The following is a 16,228-nucleotide window of genomic DNA, read 5'->3' as shown; positions in this document are numbered from 1 at the left end:
CATGCAAGTCGAAAAAAGAAGCATCGATTTCATCCCTGAGACTGAACGCCATGGCCAGCCCGGCTCGCTGTTTTTCATCTGGTTCGGCGCCAACATGAACATCACAACCATCGCGTCCGGTGTGTTGCCAGTGGTGATGGGGCTCAATCTGTTCTGGAGCGCATTGGCGATCATCATCGGTTCGCTGCTGGGGGCGATTTTCATGGCCTCCCATTCTGCCCAGGGGCCGAAACTCGGCATCCCGCAAATGATCCAGAGCCGGGCGCAATTCGGCGTGCTGGGGGCGGTGTTGCCACTGCTGTTCGTGATGCTGATCTACCTGGGATTTTTCGTCAGCAACACCTTGCTCGCCGCGCAGGCATTGGAGTCCGTCAGCCCGTTGCCGGCCACCGGCAATATCTACCTGATCGGGGCGTTGTGCTTTGTTGTCGCGCTCTATGGTTATCGCCTGATCCATCGCCTGCAGAAAGTGCTGTCGCTGCTTTCGTTGTTGGTGTTCATCGCCGCTACGGTGCTCGCCTTACAGCTGCCGATTCCGGCCGAACAGTGGCTGCCAACGGGTTTCTCGTTGTCGAAGTTTCTGGTGGCGGTGAGCATTGCCGTGACCTGGCAACTGTCCTATGCGCCTTACGTGGCCGATTACTCGCGTTACCTGCCCAGCAGCACGCCTACCGCAAAGGTGTTCTGGTACGGCTATGCCGGGACGGTCAGCGGCGGTGCCTGGATGATGATTCTCGGGGCGATCCTCAGCGTCGGCATCACCGACTTTTCAAGCAACGTCGGCAGCCATGTCGCCGGGCTGTTTGGCAGCGGCGCGCTGCTGCTGTTCGCCTTCATCGTCTATGGCCAGGTGTCGATCAATGTGTTCAACCTGTACGGCGCCTTCATGTCGACCATTACCGTGATCGAACCCTTTGCCCGGCTTAAGGTGACGCCTCGGGTACGCGGCCTGTTCATGCTGGTGATCAGCCTGGTGGCCACAGCCTTGTGCACCATCAGTCAGGACGACTTCATCAACTTCTGCCCGCCCTCAGCTACTACTGGCTGATGAAACTCGCCAAGCGAGTGCCGATGGTGGGTCAAACGTCGCGGTAAATCGCTGAGAAGCACAACGCCGGTCACGGTCGGCGTTGTGCTGCTCGAATCAATAAAGCCGAATTTCAGGCAAAAAAAATCCCAGGCAGCTGATGGACGCCTGGGACTCAAAATGCATAAACCGTGGTGGTGAACGCGGGGCGAATATTACTTAATATTTCCGCCTGTAACAATATGTTTTGGTTAACTATTCAGTTACTAAAACGTCTAACTCATTAAATATCCACACATTTTATATGGGCGAGCAACGACAAGGACTGATTTAGAGGTACCAGCGATACTCCCTCGCGCTGATGTCCTGCAGGAACGCCAAATGGTCCTGGCGCTTGTTTTCGCAGTAGACATCCACAAACTCTGCCCCCAACCCCTCGCGCAGCTGCGCATTGTTTTGCATCGAACGCACGGCCTCCAGCATCTCCAGCGGGAAGTCGATTCCGCTGCCACGATCTTCGTTGAGGGGTGCAATCGGTTCACGACCCACTTCCAGCCCTTGCTCCAGCCCGACCAGAATCGCCGCCAACACGAGATAAGGATTGGCATCCGCGCCCGCCAGGCGATGTTCGATGCGCAGATTCTTGGCGTCCGACTCAGGCACCCGCAGGCAGGCGTCACGATCTTCAAAGCCCCAACTGGCGCGCGTCGCGACATTTACCGTGCCGCTCAAGCGCCGCATTGCGTTGTGATTCGGTGCAAAGATCGGCATGCAATGCGGCAACACTTCAAGGCAACCGGCCACTGCATGGCGCAGCGCCTGCTGACCGTTAGCCGCCAACAGGTTGGTTCCCGCCTCGTCGTAAAGGCTCACATGCACATGCATGCCGCTACCGGGGTGCTGCAAGTAGGGTTTGGCCATGAAGCTGGCGCGGTGGTTGTGCTTGAGAGCCACCCCCCGTGTGCTGCGGCAGAACAGGGCCGCCCAGTCGGCCGCACGCAGACCGTCGTCAAGGTGACCGAAATTGATCTCGAACTGGCCCGGGCCCAGCTCCGCAGTGATTACCGTGGCATCAATGCCTTGCGCCCGCGCCGTCTCGACCATGTCATCGAGTACCGGTGAAAATCTCGAAAGCCGTTCGATGTGCATATTCGGCTGATCATCGGCATCGTCGGTCAGATGATCGCGAGGGAACTGTGGCAAGCCGTCACGAAGCTGGCGATCGAACAGATAGAACTCCAGTTCGAACGCGACTACGGGGAAAATCCCTTTTCGGCCAAGTCGCTCGAGCACCTGAGCCAACACTTCACGCGGCTCGAAAACGATAGGCTTTTCAGTACCGCTTGAGGTAATCAGCATTTGCCCCAGCAGTTGTTTTTCCCAGCTCACGGGCTTTAGCGTACCGGGTACCAGGCGGCGCGGAGCATCCGGGTCGCCGTCGTTGAAACAGTAGTCGCCGATTTTGAACAGGCCACCCTGCGTGCCGAGCAACACACAGTTTTGCGGCAGCTTGAGCGCGCTGCCGGCGGCGACCTTCTCGAGCATTTCTATCGGGTAGCGCTTACCGTAAAAATGCCCGGGGATATCCAGGGAAATCAGATCAACGTAACGCACCTGCGGGAAGCGCTGACGAAACGCGCGAACCTCAGCAACCAGATCAGAGCAGACAGCATCCATCGTTAGTGTTCCTTGTTGTTTTTATCAGGTGTAAACCCAAAGCACCCGGGCGAGCTGATCCGAGAGGTTGCCGTAGCGACAATGTGTGTGACTGGCCAATTGAAAACTGTCGCCGGTGCGCAATGTCACCGGTTTATCGTCATCCAGCCACAGCGTCAGCTCACCCTCGAGGACATAGCCACCCTGCTCCGAGCTGTCGTTCATGTGCCGATCACCACTGCTGGCGCCAGGCTCCAGTTGGCTTTCAAGCATTGAAAAGGACGCCCTCATCTTCGGAGAGACGAGGATGTCGGTAATCCCGTCGGCGTAATACAGCGTGCGTCGCTCATCCGGACGCGTCACCCAAGGCAATGCCATGGGCTTGGGCAAGCTGTAGAAATAGGTGGTCGGCACGCCGAGGGTTTCGCTGATGGCGGTCAAGTCCGCCACCGTGGGACGTGACAACCCCCGCTCGACTTGCGAGAGAAAGCCGACCGAACGACCGATTTTGTCCGCCAGCTCTTTCAACGTGTATTTTTTGTGTTTGCGCAGGTCCTGAATCAGGATCGCCAGTGCCGAGATTTCTTCTTGCATGTCCATCTAAAGGCTTCCAGAAATTGATGCTTCAAATACAGTCGCGCAGCCGATACCAGGCCTTGCCGATGGCTTCCAATGGTGCTGCCAAATACTTTCCACCGGGAAAACTGCCGTTGATCAAACCCTGGTACAACACCAGCTCATCCGGCTGGCCAAGTATCGCGTCGGACACGGCGCGCGCCCCGGCCAAAGTCGGCAGCACGCCATGACCTGAGTAACCCTGTAGCCAGTACAGATCGCCACGTCGACCGATGTCAGGCGTGCGCTTGAGGGTCAGATCGATGTGACCTCCCCAGGCAAAGTCCAGTTCGACGCCTTTGAGCTGGGGAAACACGCGCTCCAGATAGGGCCGTGTCGCAGCGGCGATGTCCTTCGGCATGCCGCCCAGGTAAGTGCAACCACCACCGAACAGCAGGCGGTTGTCCGGCGTGCGGCGGAAATAATCGAGGACAAACTGGTTGTCGGTGACGCACACATTGCTGGGTAGCAGCGCGGTCGCCTGTTGCTCTGAAAGTGGCGCGGTGGCCACCTGATAAGTGCCAACCGGTAACACGCAACTCGAAAGCTTCGGATCGAGCCGATCAAGGTAGGCGTTGCACGCCAGCACCAGCACGTCAGCGCGAATGCGACCGCGCTCAGTGGTGACCACGTAACGATCGCCTTCTTCGTGATAACTCAATGCCTTGCTCTGTTCATGAATACGTCCACCAGCCTGTTCAATCGCAGCGGCTAGGCCGAGCGCCAGTTTCAGCGGATTCAAATGCCCGCCTTCAGGATCAAACAGCCCTGCCTGGTAACGCTCACTGGCGACCCAATCAGGCAACGCCTCGCGCGAAATCAACTGCAAACCATCGTGGCCCCACTTGTGGCTGGCCTCGTGTTGCCAGTCTGTCAATAGACTCACCCGACGCGGCATCACCGACGTCCAGAGGTGGCCGGGCCGATAGTCACAATCAAAACCATGGCGGGCGGGCAAATCTCGTAACTCCCGTGCAGCCCAGCGCATGCTGTCCCACAACTGGCGAGCGCGCTCATAACCCAGCGCTGCCTCCAACGGTGGCATGTCACACGACCAACCGAGAATCGCCTGACCGCCATTGCGCCCCGAGGCGGCCCAGGCCACCCGACTGGCTTCGAGCAACGTCACGCGCTTACCGGCCAAGGCCAGGCGCAACGCCGTATGCAACCCACTGAAGCCAGCCCCGATGATCAACACTTCGGTATCCTGCTCGCCCTCAAGAACAGCTCGATCCACCAAGCGATCGGCGCAGGTGTGGGCGTAATAGCTGGCGACGTGCTGGGTAGATTGCTGGAACATGCAGGCCTCGTGAATTTTTATACTTATATTTTCATGAAAAAGTACACGTTAAATTTCACAACAGCAACCGGTCAAGGCACAAAAAAAATCCCGCCCAGGAAAACCCGGGCGGGATTTTTTCTAAGCGGCAGCGTTATCGAAGCAACGCTGCCGACGTTTCAGGCGACAGGAATCATCGGATCCGCCGAAGCCAGCGCAGTGACACGATCAGCCGCGGGCGGGTAGATCCACATCGTGTTGATCTGGGTCTTCAACGCCTTGGCTTCCTCCTTGATCAATTTCACCTGCCGGTCCCAACCTTCGGTGTAGACCGCTCCCCAGGCACCCAGATCCAGACAGGTCACGTATTTAGGCTGGCTGTACGGGGTCGGGTCCACGCCCAGAATCTGTGCGGCAACGTTGTTGCCGGCATGACGACCCAGCGAGATAGCGTGCTGGCAGGTCATCAGTGCGAAGTTGCCGATGTCATCGCTGGCGGCGATGGAAGACGCCCTCGCCCAGCAGACCATTCTTGATCTCGCCAGGAAAGTCGGACGAAAAGCGCCGGCACAATTCAATACTCAGGTGGACAACTGGATGAACGATCGTCGGGAAAAGAAAACCAGTGCGAGCACTCCGGCAAGCGACGGCCCGATCATCCAGGTGACCAATATCACCGACTAAACCTTACAGACAATCACGCACTGCCTGGCGCAACACCCCGGATTTCGCCCAAGGCGGCCCCTGATAAAGCGATACGTGACTGCCATCCTTGGATTTCACGATGTCCACGATCTCGTCGGCCGTGATGATGCTCGGCGCCGTGACCCTGTAGCCATTGGAAATCGCCGATTGGGTGGTATGGGGTATCTCCCGCTGCCAGGCCGGCAGAACGCACGCGGCATAGTCTTTAGGCGCCTTGTTGCTGTACTTGCTGAGATTGGGCTCACCTGGCACCAGGGACGCGGGCAACGAACAGCCCGCCAGCAACGCCAACCCTACTCCCCCAATCAATTTGCGCATGACGCTTCCTTATCCCGAAAAAGGGGAATGTAGCGCGTCGCTGTCCAGACATCCATCCATTGCACTGAACTCAGCAAGGGGCGTTGTGATCTCCGGGATCCGGATACGACCTCTCGTTCAGATAAGTCATCCATCTTTCATACGCTTCATGCTGCCATTGAGTGACCCGCTCCCATTCCGGGCCGCTCAACTGATGTGCAGAGATCAGTTTCATCATTTCCGTGGTGGCCGCGTCCAGATCAACCATCAGCTCATGGGCATGAAATCTAAAGTCATCAGTAGCCGTCATTTGAAGTTGCCTCGCCCTAGCGAAATGTCACTACCTCACTAAGACATCAGATCTACGGATTCGCGTTCATTTTCCCGACAAAAGGCTGCACCAACGGCTCAGACGAACAAAACGCCCTGACCCGGGAAATGGGACTAAAATTTCGTAGCAGAGATTGGCAGGAGGTCATCATGTGGCTTAACGAATCTGAAAACGAACTTCGGCGTAACCTGCAAAGCGTTGCGTCGGATTTGAGATGGTCAGCGGTAGAGCTTTTGCGCATCGCAGAGCAGCTACGCCTGGCCGGCAACGATGTGGATGCGCAAGCAACCCTAAAGCTGTGCGAGTTGTTTCAGGGAGATGAAGAACGACTGAAGGGTTATGCCGAGGAAGTGAAAGCCAAGATTATCACTCGAACGAAAGCTCAATAGCAGGAGCACTGGGATGCACAAGGCTCTATGCGCGCTGGTCGTTGCACTGGCCGCTTCGGGTGCCTGCAGCACCGAATCGCGTGTCTACCGGGATCAGCCGTTGGTCGCAAAGGTCGAGACCGGCATGAGCAAGGATCAAGTCCAGCAGATTGGCGGCCAGCCTTTATCCATAACGGATCGCACCGTTGAGCCTGGCACTTGCTTTGACTACAAGCTGACGCAGGCCGGCCATCAGCAGACGTACAACGTCAGTTTCGATGGCAGGGGCAAGGTCGACCATAAAAGTTTCATGACCTGCGCGGAATGGAGTAACGCGCAGCAAAAAGCCCGCGAGCCCTCCCGCAGTACCGGTGGTGGTGGGGGTTATTAGCCCCGGACCTCAGCGCCCAACCAAAGAAAAGCCCCGGCGAACCGGGGCTGCAAGTGCGCTATTTATCTGACTTCTGGCTGCGTGCAGGCCTACTTGCTCTGGTCTTGTAGCCGGGAAGAGCGGCCGCAAAGGCCAATGCTTCCTCTCTACTGCCAAAGGCTCCAAGCCGGTCACCTTTGGTGCACACCCGCCATGGGCCGTTGTTCACGCTGAGTACGTCATAACCGTTCATGTGCATTTTGGTCAGCATCGGAACGCTCATAGTCACCTCCATTTCGGCAGTGTTGATCCTGGATTCACTTGAATACCTTACACCCGACCTTCCATGAAGTGCGGACCAGACGTCGCGCCAGGGTTCCGACATCCGGTTGCACTTTCAACTTCGTCCATCACTCCAACCCTTGAGACAGGCGCCTCGGCTCGAATATTGCATTTTTATGACTGTTTCATGACAAACGGCAATCAGGTAACACATGAAAGTACGCGCGACCGTTATTTGCGAGCAGGACCGGCACATTCTCCTGGTGCGCAAGCCAAGGAGTCGCTGGATGCTGCCCGGCGGAAAGGTTGAGCGTGGCGAAGCCATTGCCGACGCCGCCACGCGAGAGCTTCAGGAAGAGACAGGGCTTGGGGTCGACGGGTTGCTGTATCTGATGGAGTTGCAAACGGGCAGCACCCGACACCATGTGTACGAGGCCTCAGTGGCGAACGCGGATGAGGCCCGCCCGCAAAACGAAATATTCGATTGCATCTGGTATCCGCTGAACGCGGTCCACAACCTGAACACAAGCGACGCCACGCTCAGAATCATCAAAGCGTTTCAGCGTCGCCTATAAGTTGCTCAGCCCTGGTCGCCGCCACCGACCGGCATGATCATGCCGGTGATATAGGACGCTTCGTCGCTGGCCAGAAACAGAATAGCGCTTGCCTGTTCATCCAGCGTGCCATAGCGCTTCATCAAACTGCTGTCGAGGGTCTGGTCGACAATCTGCTGATACCAGACCTTCTCTTGCGCGCTCTGATCGGCGCTGTTGCGCGGAATGACCCGCGGCGGCGCTTCGGTGCCACCGGGCGCGGTGGCATTGACCCGAATCCCGCGACCGGCGGTTTCGAAGGCCAGGCAAGCGGTCAATGCGTTGACCCCACCCTTCGCCGCACCGTACGGCACGCGATTGACACTGCGCGTGGCGATGGACGAAACGTTGACGATAGCGCCACTCCCCTGTTCAAGCATGAACGGCAGCGCGGCATGACAGCACCACAGCGTCGGGAACAGCGAGCGGCGCACTTCGGCCTCGATCTGCGACGCTTCGTAATGCTCAAAAGGCTTGGTCCAGATCGTCCCGCCCACATTATTGACCAGCACATCCAGACGCCCGAAACGCTCGACGGCGGTTTGCATGACGCGGCTGCATTCGCTGTATTGCTCAAGATCGGCGGTCAGCGCCAGCACCTGACTGCCTTGTCCCAATTGCTGCTGAACCTCGAACACCAGCTCGGAGCGATCGACCAGAATCAACCGCGCACCTTCCGCCGCCATGCGCTCGGCAACGCGCCGACCGATGCCTTGGGCAGCGCCGGTGATCAGCGCGACTTTTTCGTGGAATCTGTTCATGTCTCTCTCCCACAACAGCACGGCTCAGGCCGCGCTGGCGGCAAATTTCTCGTAGTAAAAGTTTGTCGGCGCGATGCCTTTTTCACGGATGAACTGGCTGACCGCCTCGACCATCGGCGGCGGGCCGCACAGGTAGACATCAACGTCGCCTTCGTTCAAATGCTGCGGCTCGATGTGTTGGGTCACGTAGCCCTTGAGCGGGTGCTGACTGTCCGGGTTGGCGACGCAGGCACTGAAGCTGAAGTTAGGGATTCGCGCGGCGAAGGCTTCGAGTCGATCGAGTTCCACCAGATCGAAATCGTTGGTCACGCCATAGATCAAATGCAGCGGATGCTCACTGCCCTGTTCGGCGATTTTTTCCAGCATCGCGGTGAACGGTGCCAGCCCCGTACCGCCGGCCAGCAGCAACAACGGACGGCGGATATCGCGCAGGTAGAAGCTGCCCAACGGCCCGGCCAGGCTCATGCTGTCGCCCGCCTTGGCCATGCCGGTAAGGAAGCTGCTCATCAAGCCGCCGGGCACGTTGCGGATCAGAAAACTGACTTCGCCGTCGCGCTGCAACGAGCTGAACGAATAGGCGCGGGTCTGCTCGCTGCCGGGAATCCCGAGGTTAACGTATTGCCCCGGCAGGAACGCCAGTTTGCTCAGGGCTTCGCCCTTGATCGACAGCGCGATGGTGCTGTCGGACAACTGGCGCACGGCACTGATGGTCGCGTCATAGCTGGCCTGACGGGTGCGGCACACTTCGGATGAGGTCGGCACGCGCACCACGCAATCGCTCTGGGCGCGCATCTGGCAGGTCAGGACGAAACCTTGCTCGGCCTCTTCCGCGCTGAGCGCGTCTTCGATGTACTCCTCGCCCAAATCATAACGGCCGGCCTCGGCGAAGCATTTGCAGGTACCGCAAGCGCCGTCGCGGCAATCCAGTGGAATATTGATGCCCTGGCGATACGCGGCATCGGCCACGGTTTCGCCGACATTGGCGTCGATGAATCGGGTGACGCCGTCTTCGAAATTGAATGCGATGGAATGAGTCATGACCGCTGCCTCACAGGTGGTAGACATCGATGACCTGGCGAACGAAATCGTTCTTCAGGATCACTTTCTTGGCCTTGATCAGCGGGTTTTCACCGCGCACATCGAGGGTGTAGAAACTGCTGCCGAAATAGCTGTCGACGGTCTTGTAGCGAAAGCTCAGGGTGTGCCAGTTGAAGCGCACCTTGCAGAAGCCGTCGGCCTGTTCGAGCAGCTCGATGTTGCTGATGTTGTGCGAGGTGCGGGTGTCCGGAATGCTCGCGCTGGAACGTTCGGTCTTGATGCGGAAAACGCGGTCTTCCAGACCGGTGCGGTTGCCGTACCAGATCAGCGAGATTTCCCGCTGCGGGTCTTCGGTCAACTCGTCGTTGTCGTCCCAGGACGGCATCCAGAACGTTGCATCCGGGGCGTACAACTCCAGCCATTCGTCCCATTGCCGGTCATCGAGGTAGCGCGCTTCGCGGTAGAGAAAATCGCGTACGGCGTCATAGGTGATGGTCATTGCACGGCCTCCACAGGAATCAGGTCGGACTGCTCGGCGGCCAGAGCCTTGAGCATGGTCTGCTGCCAATACTTGTGTTGCAGCACGAACAGACCTTCGTCTTCGGTGCGCACACCGCTGAGCAGCGGATGCAGGTCGATTTCCTTGGCCGCCTCATCGGCGCCTTCGATCCAGTGTTCGGCGCCACGGGACATGTCGTTCCAGGCGGTCACGCTGCCCTGATAACTGGTCTGGCAGGAGCGAAACTCTTCCAGGTCGTCCGGGGTGGCCATGCCGCTGACGTTGAAGAAGTCTTCGTACTGACGAATCCGGCTCGAACGGGCGTGGTCGCTTTCGCCTTTGGGGGCGATGCAGTAAATGGTGATTTCCGTGCGGTCGACCGAGATCGGCCGGGCGATACGGATCTGCGAGCTGAACTGGTCCATCAGGTACACGTTCGGGTACAGGCACAGGTTGCGCGAGTTTTCGATCATCCAGTCGGCACGGGCCTTGCCGAAGTCCTGAGCCAGTTCATCGCGACGCTCGTACAACGGGCGATCTTCAGGGTTGGCCCAACGGGTCCAGAGCAGCATGTGGCCCTTGTCGAAGGAGTAGAAGCCACCGCCCTGCTTGGCCCAACTGCCGGCACTCATGGTTGGGTTGCAATCACCGGCCTCGCGCTGCTTGCGCTGGTTCTGGGTGGCCGCGTAGTTCCAGTGCACGGAGCTGACGTGATAGCCGTCGGCGCCGTTTTCGGCGGTGAGTTTCCAGTTGCCTTCGTAGATGTAGCTCGAGGAACCGCGCAGCACTTCCAGGCCATCGGTGGACTGGTCGACGATCATGTCGATGATCTTTGCCGACTCGCCCAGGTGTTCAACCAACGGCACGACATCAGCCTTGAGGCTGCCAAACAGGAAGCCGCGATAGGACTCGAAACGCGCAACCTTGGTCAGGTCATGGGAGCCTTCGCAGTTGAAGCTCGCCGGGTAGCCCGCTTCGGCCGGATCCTTGACCTTGAGCAGCTTGCCGGAGTTGTTGAAGGTCCAGCCGTGGAAGGGGCAGGTGTACGAGTTCTTGTTGCCAGACTTGTGCCGGCACAGCGTCGCGCCACGATGGCTGCAGGCATTGAGGAACGCATTGAGCTCACCGTCCTTGTTGCGCGCGATGAAGATCGACTGGCGCCCCATGGTGGTGGTGTAGAAGTCGTTTTTGTTGGGGATCTGGCTTTCGTGGGCCAGGTACAGCCAGTTGCCTTCGAAGATGTGCTGCATCTCGAGATCGAACAGCCGAGGGTCGGTGAACATCTCGCGCTTACAGCGATAGATGCCCTGTTCTTTGTCATCTTCGAGCAGGGAGTGAAGGTATTCGGGTCGCAGGGTCATGGCCGCCGCCTCCATTGTTTTTATTCAGGCAGGGCCATGCTAGGACGGGGGGAAGTGGCGGACTATCCGCTGGGTGCAGACCTTTATCCGTTTAGTGCAATCAGCTTAATACGCACGCACACGTAGCAGCTGTCGAGCCTGCGAGGCTGCGTTCGAGTGCGAAGCGCTCGCTAAGGAACAATTCGGTCTGCCTGACATACCCTGCGAGCCATTTTGCGAGCGCTGCGCACTCGAACGCAGCCTCGCGGGCTCGGCAGCTGCTACAGGTGCTTTGCGGGATTTCAGTGGCGGCGTTTGAGGGTGTCGGACGGCAGTTCGCCGAACTGCTTGCGGTAGCTGTCGGAGAACCGGCCCAGATGCAGGAAGCCGTAATCCATGGCCACTTCCGTGACGTTGCGCACGTTGCAGGTCGGGTCGCTCAGGCAGGCGTTGATGCGCTCAAGGCGTTTTTGCCGGATGTAGTTTTTCGGCGTGGTGCCGGCGTTGCGTTCGAACAATCCATACAACGACCGCAGACTCATCCGCGCCTGGCGCGCCAGTTCTTCGCTGTCGATGTCCTGTTTGAGATGGCCCGCGATGTAGTCGGCAATCACCTCGAATGTAGCCGTCTGCGAGCCGAGACTGACCCGGCTGACGTTGGTCTTCATCAGGCTGAGCATCTTGCTGACGATGATCTGCGCGTAGTGCTCCTGCACCTTGGGAATCTGCTCGGTGGCCTCGGCTTCCTGGCAAATCATCGCCAGTAGACCGACAAAGCCTTCCAGCTCATCGAGCTGATAGCGGTTCTCCAGAAACCTCACGCCCTGCCCCGGATAGCGCCAGCGCTGTTCATCGCACACGGATTCCAGCAACGGGGTGGGAACTTTGAGGATGAATTTTTCGCAATCGTCGGAATACGTCAGGTCCACCGGATCATCGGGATTGATCAGCAGCAACTCGCCGGGCGCAAAGTAGTGTTCCTGGCCGTGACCGCGCCACAGGCAGTTGCCGCGCAGCAGCACTTGCAGGTGATAGATGCTTTCCAGCGCACCGGAGGTGACCCGTACGCTGCCGCCATAGCTGATGCGGCACAGGTCGAGGCTGGCAAACTTGCGGTGATTGAGGCTGGCCAGCGGTCGCCCGGCCCGGGGCATCAGAATGCAATGGTTACCGACATGCTGATTGACGTAGCCCGACACCGCGTAAGGGTCGGCGTGGTCGAATACGGTGCTGCGCTGACTCAACAGTTGCGCTTGCATCATCGGGTCACTCTCATTGTTGTTATAGGTTGCGTCGGGCCATTCCAGAAACACAGAAGGCCACGAGATAAACGGTCGGTTTCTCGTGGCCCGGTTCCGCTGTTCGAGGATATCAGTCCTCGAGTGCGCGGACCCGCTCGTGGCGTTGCTGCTCGTCGGGTTGCGCGGAGGTCTGCAAGGTGAAATCGAAGTCGATTTCGGCAAAACGACCGCTCACACCATGGGCCGCCGCACGTGCTTGATCGTCGCTGAAGGTGATTTTGGCAATCAGCTCGTCACGGGTGGCATAGGCGAAATCGTCGTGCAGGTATTGATCGCCATCGAGGTTGATCTGGGTGGTCAGGTGACGATGATCCGGCGCAGAAATGAAGAAGTGAATGTGCGCCGGCCGTTGACCATGACGGCCCAGTTGATCGAGCAGTTGCTGGGTCGGACCGTCCGGCGGGCAGCCATAGCCCGACGGCACGATGCTGCGCAAGCGATAACGACCTTCGGCATCGGTGACGATACGACGACGCAGGTTGAACTCCGATTGAGTGGTATCGAAATAGGAGTAAGTGCCGCCGGTGTTGGCGTGCCAAACATCCACCACCGCGCCGGCCAACGGTTCGCCGGCGGTGTTGAACACCCGACCTTGCATGAACAGCGTCACACCCGGATCGACGCCGTCATCCAGTCGCGCTTCGCCTTCCGACAGCGGTGCACCCGCCACATACAGTGGGCCTTCGATGGTCCGCGGTGTGCCGCCAGCCTTGCCGGCCTGTTCATCTTCAGCGTCCATCAGCAGGTCGAGATAATGTTCAAGACCGAGCCCGGCCACCACCAATCCGGCCTCTTGACGCGCACCCAGCACGTTGAGGTAGTTGACGGCTTTCCAGAACTCTTCTGGCGTTACGGCCAGGTCTTCGATGATGTTCACCGAATCACGCAGGATGCGGTAGACCAGGGCCTTGACCCGCGGGTCGCCGGCGTCATTGAGCAGACCGCTGGCCTCTTCGAGAAACTTCTGGACACTGGCAGTGTGGGAAATCTTGACGTTCATTTTGGTGGGTTCCTCATCTTGTAATTATTAGCGTAGCGAACTGAACAGGCTGGGTTCAGCGGTCATCTTCGCGAATGGAAGAAGGATGCCGGCACATCGCGTCGACCTCGATCGCCATGTACGGAAACAGCGGCAATTGCATGAGCAGGTCGTGCAGTTCCTGCACGCTGTCGACGTCGAAAACGCTGTAATTGGCATAGTGCCCAGCGATGCGCCACAGGTGACGCCACTTGCCTTGCTCTTGCAGTCGCTGGGCCAGGGCTTTTTCGTCAGCCTTCAAGTTGGCGGCGGCTTGCGGATTCATATCGACCGGCAGGTTTACGGTCATTTTTACGTGGAACAGCATAATGCTCTCCTCAGGCTTGATGAATGGCAGTAGACGTTTTGTCACGACGGAAGAACGCCAGACGTTCTTCATCGAGGTTCAGGCCCAGCCCCGGTGTTTTCGGCACGTGCAGCTCAAAGTCGCGATAGACCAGCGGCTCGCTGAGAATGTCCTCAGTCAGCAGCAGCGGTCCGAACAGCTCGGTGTCCCACGCCAGTTTGTTCAGCGTGACAAAGGCATGGGCCGAGGCCAGGGTGCCGATGCCACCTTCGAGCATGGTGCCCCCGTACAGGCCGATACCGGCCGCTTCGGCGATGGCCGCGGTTCGCAGCACGGCGCGTGGGCCGCCGTTCTTGGCGATTTTCAGGGCGAACACCGAGGCCGCGCCTTCCCGGGCCAGATTGAACGCATCTTCCACGCATTCGATGGATTCATCGGCCATGATCGGCGCCGGGCTCATGGCGTTCAGGCGTGTCATGCCGGCGCGGTTGTTGCGCGAGATCGGCTGTTCGATCAGATCGATGCCGTTGGTTCCCAGGATCCGGCAAGCACGCAACGCGACCGCTTCATCCCAGGCCTGATTGACATCGACCCGCACGCTGGCGCGGTCGCCCAGCGCTTTCTTGATCGCAATGACGTGGGCCAGGTCCCGGTTGACCTCACCGGCACCGATTTTCAGTTTGAAGATCCGGTGGCGGCGCAGGTCGAGCATTTTTTCCGCTTCGGCGATGTCCTTGTCGGTGTCGCCACTGGCCAGGGTCCACGCCACTGGCAGGGCATCGCGAACTCGGCCGCCCAGCAACTCGCTGACCGGCAGCCCAAGGCGTTTGCCCTGAGCGTCGAGCAAGGCGGTTTCGATACCCGATTTAGCGAAGGTGTTGCCACGGATGCTGCGCTCCAGGCGCAACATAGCGGCATTCACGTTGGCGCTGTCCTGGCCCAGCAATAGCGGCGCGAAGTGTTTGTCGATGTTGGTCTTGATGCTGTCAGGGCTTTCGTTGCCGTAGGCCAGGCCACCGATGGTGGTGGATTCGCCAATGCCTTCGATGCCGTCGGCGCAACGCACGCGAATGATCACCAGGGTCTGGTTCTGCATGGTGTGCATCGCCAGCTTGTGCGGGCGGATGGTCGGCAGATCGACGATGATCGTCTCGATCGATTCAATGGCTGTTGCAAGCATGTCGATACCCATCAGGTTCTTAAAGTTCTGGAACCGATTCTGGTACGGCTTTTTTCGGGAAGCCAATATAGAATTGGTCTGACTTGATACCTTTAAGGTATGCAACCGACTTGCATGTGGAGGCTCCATGGAACTGCGTCACCTGCGGTATTTTCAGGTGTTGGCTCAAACCCTCAACTTCACCCGTGCCGCCGAACTTCTGCACATTGCCCAACCACCGCTGAGCCGGCAGATGCAGCAACTGGAGGATGAACTCGGGGTGTTGTTGCTGGAACGCGGGCGGCCGCTGAAGCTGACCGATGCCGGGCGGTTTTTCCATGAGCACTCCACCGCCCTGCTCGAGCAACTGAGCAAGGTGTGCGACAACACGCGACGGATCGGTCTGGGCGAAAAGACCTGGCTGGGCATCGGTTTCGCGCCGTCCACGCTGTACGGCGTGCTGCCGGAACTGATTCGCCGTTTGCGCAGCGGCGAGCCCCTGGAGCTTGAACTGGGGCTCTCGGAAATGACCACGCTGCAGCAAGTGCAGGCGCTGAAGGCCGGGCGCATCGATATCGGTTTCGGCCGAATCCGCATCGACGACCCGGCGATCATCCAGACTGTTTTGACTGAAGACCGACTGGTCGCCGCCCTGCCCGCCGGTCACCCATTACTGGCTGGGCCGATCAGTCTTCGCGAACTGGCGAAAGAACCGTTCGTGCTGTACCCCGGCAACCCGCGGCCCAGCTATGCCGATCACGTCATCGCGTTATTCGAATCCTATGGCGTGAGCATCCATGTGGCGCAATGGACCAATGAGCTGCAAACAGCCATCGGTCTGGTGGGAGCGGGAATCGGCGTCACCCTGGTGCCGGCCTCGGTGCAACTGCTGCACCGCGACGACATTGGTTTCACGCCGCTGCTGGAAGACAACGCGACCTCGCCGATTATTCTCAGCAGGCGCGTGGGCGACGTATCGCCGGGGTTGAATCATTGCTTGCAGATGATTGATGAACTGCAGCCGCGGGCCTAGCCGGCAAACGCCCGACGACCGGCACGCATCTCGATGCGCAACTCGCCAATCAGATTGGAGATATCGCGAACGCTGGTCAGCCGTTCGGGCGATACACCGGTAATCAACAGATCAATTCGCCCGCTGGCGGGTTCGTAGACTTTGATCCGTAACGTCCCGTCCGGATTCACCGTGCAGGCACAGGAAAGCGGTTGAAAACCGGATTCAACAATGCGGCAAAGCTCAGGAACTGAAACCATGACAGGCGCC

Annotated in this window: 19 protein-coding genes and 3 pseudogenes; 6 read left to right on the top strand and 16 right to left on the bottom strand. The window is 58.8% G+C overall.

Going from position 1 to position 16,228, the window contains the following annotated elements; genetic code table 11:
- Position 1: 1 nt before the first annotated feature.
- A pseudogene (locus tag MO767_RS00775) lies at positions 2-1,021 on the top strand (cytosine permease); the annotation flags it as partial.
- A 336-nt stretch (positions 1,022-1,357) separates the two neighbouring features.
- Here MO767_RS00775 and MO767_RS00770 read toward each other — a convergent pair.
- From MO767_RS00770 to MO767_RS00755, 4 genes and pseudogenes are all read right to left on the bottom strand, one after another.
- Complete coding sequence (locus MO767_RS00770; RefSeq protein ID WP_282478975.1) at positions 1,358-2,704, bottom strand: glutamine synthetase family protein; 1,347 nt, start codon at positions 2,702-2,704, stop codon at positions 1,358-1,360.
- A 24-nt stretch (positions 2,705-2,728) separates the two neighbouring features.
- Positions 2,729-3,283, bottom strand: coding sequence for an XRE family transcriptional regulator (locus tag MO767_RS00765; RefSeq protein WP_008154577.1), 555 nt, complete (start codon positions 3,281-3,283; stop codon positions 2,729-2,731).
- 25 nt (positions 3,284-3,308) lie between these two features.
- Positions 3,309-4,598 carry an FAD-binding oxidoreductase gene (locus MO767_RS00760; RefSeq protein ID WP_282478974.1) on the bottom strand — a complete coding sequence of 430 codons (1,290 nt, stop codon included), beginning with the start codon at positions 4,596-4,598 and terminating at the stop codon, positions 3,309-3,311.
- A 158-nt stretch (positions 4,599-4,756) separates the two neighbouring features.
- Positions 4,757-5,077: pseudogene (locus MO767_RS00755) on the bottom strand (NAD(P)/FAD-dependent oxidoreductase); the annotation flags it as partial.
- A 1-nt stretch (position 5,078) separates the two neighbouring features.
- Here MO767_RS00755 and MO767_RS00750 point away from each other — a divergent pair.
- Positions 5,079-5,261, top strand: a pseudogene (locus tag MO767_RS00750) (transcriptional regulator); the annotation flags it as partial.
- Positions 5,262-5,264: 3 nt separating this feature from the next.
- Here MO767_RS00750 and MO767_RS00745 read toward each other — a convergent pair.
- Positions 5,265-5,600: a hypothetical protein gene (locus tag MO767_RS00745; protein WP_282478973.1), complete on the bottom strand. Its 336-nt coding sequence runs from the start codon at positions 5,598-5,600 to the stop codon at positions 5,265-5,267.
- Between the two features lie 70 nt (positions 5,601-5,670).
- A complete protein-coding gene (locus tag MO767_RS00740; protein WP_129443501.1) occupies positions 5,671-5,889 on the bottom strand; it encodes a hypothetical protein in 219 nt (72 codons plus the stop codon).
- 170 nt (positions 5,890-6,059) lie between these two features.
- Between MO767_RS00740 and MO767_RS00735 the strand changes: the two genes are divergently transcribed.
- Entirely contained in the window at positions 6,060-6,299 is a 240-nt protein-coding gene (locus MO767_RS00735; protein WP_149630398.1) for a hypothetical protein, read from the top strand.
- Between the two features lie 13 nt (positions 6,300-6,312).
- Positions 6,313-6,669: an osmotically-inducible lipoprotein OsmE gene (gene osmE, locus MO767_RS00730; protein ID WP_282478972.1), complete on the top strand. Its 357-nt coding sequence runs from the start codon at positions 6,313-6,315 to the stop codon at positions 6,667-6,669.
- A gap of 58 nt (positions 6,670-6,727) precedes the next feature.
- Here the strand turns inward: osmE and MO767_RS00725 are convergent, their stop codons facing one another.
- Positions 6,728-6,931 (bottom strand): DUF2188 domain-containing protein, encoded by a 204-nt coding sequence (locus MO767_RS00725; protein ID WP_282478971.1) that lies wholly within the window; start codon positions 6,929-6,931, stop codon positions 6,728-6,730.
- A gap of 211 nt (positions 6,932-7,142) precedes the next feature.
- Between MO767_RS00725 and MO767_RS00720 the strand changes: the two genes are divergently transcribed.
- Positions 7,143-7,505: an NUDIX hydrolase gene (locus tag MO767_RS00720; protein ID WP_282478970.1), complete on the top strand. Its 363-nt coding sequence runs from the start codon at positions 7,143-7,145 to the stop codon at positions 7,503-7,505.
- A gap of 5 nt (positions 7,506-7,510) precedes the next feature.
- On the opposite strand, the gene MO767_RS00715 is transcribed toward MO767_RS00720, so the two are convergent.
- The 8 genes from MO767_RS00715 to MO767_RS00680 all read right to left on the bottom strand — a co-directional run bounded on the left by MO767_RS00715 (position 7,511) and on the right by MO767_RS00680 (position 14,967).
- Complete coding sequence (locus MO767_RS00715; protein ID WP_282478969.1) at positions 7,511-8,284, bottom strand: 1,6-dihydroxycyclohexa-2,4-diene-1-carboxylate dehydrogenase; 774 nt, start codon at positions 8,282-8,284, stop codon at positions 7,511-7,513.
- A gap of 24 nt (positions 8,285-8,308) precedes the next feature.
- A complete protein-coding gene (gene benC, locus MO767_RS00710) occupies positions 8,309-9,322 on the bottom strand; it encodes a benzoate 1,2-dioxygenase electron transfer component BenC (protein WP_282478968.1) in 1,014 nt (337 codons plus the stop codon).
- A gap of 10 nt (positions 9,323-9,332) precedes the next feature.
- Positions 9,333-9,821 (bottom strand): benzoate 1,2-dioxygenase small subunit, encoded by a 489-nt coding sequence (gene benB, locus MO767_RS00705; RefSeq protein WP_282478967.1) that lies wholly within the window; start codon positions 9,819-9,821, stop codon positions 9,333-9,335.
- Positions 9,818-11,182: a benzoate 1,2-dioxygenase large subunit gene (benA, locus tag MO767_RS00700; RefSeq protein WP_282478966.1), complete on the bottom strand. Its 1,365-nt coding sequence runs from the start codon at positions 11,180-11,182 to the stop codon at positions 9,818-9,820. Before benA ends, benB begins: the two co-directional genes overlap by 4 nt.
- 281 nt (positions 11,183-11,463) lie before the next feature.
- Positions 11,464-12,423, bottom strand: a complete 960-nt coding sequence (locus tag MO767_RS00695; RefSeq protein WP_046053499.1) for an AraC family transcriptional regulator — start codon at positions 12,421-12,423, stop codon at positions 11,464-11,466.
- Positions 12,424-12,532: 109 nt separating this feature from the next.
- Positions 12,533-13,462, bottom strand: a complete 930-nt coding sequence (gene catA / locus MO767_RS00690) for a catechol 1,2-dioxygenase (RefSeq protein ID WP_282478965.1) — start codon at positions 13,460-13,462, stop codon at positions 12,533-12,535.
- 55 nt (positions 13,463-13,517) lie between these two features.
- Positions 13,518-13,808: a muconolactone Delta-isomerase gene (gene catC / locus MO767_RS00685; protein WP_282478964.1), complete on the bottom strand. Its 291-nt coding sequence runs from the start codon at positions 13,806-13,808 to the stop codon at positions 13,518-13,520.
- Between the two features lie 10 nt (positions 13,809-13,818).
- The gene (locus MO767_RS00680; RefSeq protein WP_282478963.1) at positions 13,819-14,967 is read right to left on the bottom strand and encodes a muconate cycloisomerase family protein; all 1,149 of its coding nucleotides are present in this window, start codon (positions 14,965-14,967) and stop codon (positions 13,819-13,821) included.
- Between the two features lie 127 nt (positions 14,968-15,094).
- Here MO767_RS00680 and MO767_RS00675 point away from each other — a divergent pair, with 127 nt between their 5' ends.
- Complete coding sequence (locus MO767_RS00675) at positions 15,095-15,979, top strand: LysR family transcriptional regulator (RefSeq protein ID WP_008154539.1); 885 nt, start codon at positions 15,095-15,097, stop codon at positions 15,977-15,979.
- Here the strand turns inward: MO767_RS00675 and MO767_RS00670 are convergent.
- Positions 15,976-16,218 (bottom strand): DUF1652 domain-containing protein, encoded by a 243-nt coding sequence (locus MO767_RS00670; protein WP_282478962.1) that lies wholly within the window; start codon positions 16,216-16,218, stop codon positions 15,976-15,978. The genes MO767_RS00675 and MO767_RS00670 overlap by 4 nt on opposite strands.
- Positions 16,219-16,228: the final 10 nt, after the last annotated feature.

This window comes from Pseudomonas sp. UYIF39 (genome assembly GCF_029963765.1).
Taxonomy (GTDB): Bacteria; Pseudomonadota; Gammaproteobacteria; order Pseudomonadales; family Pseudomonadaceae; genus Aquipseudomonas.
The sequence above is the reverse complement of the archived record's forward strand: the minus strand, read 5'-3'. Positions and strand labels throughout refer to the sequence as shown.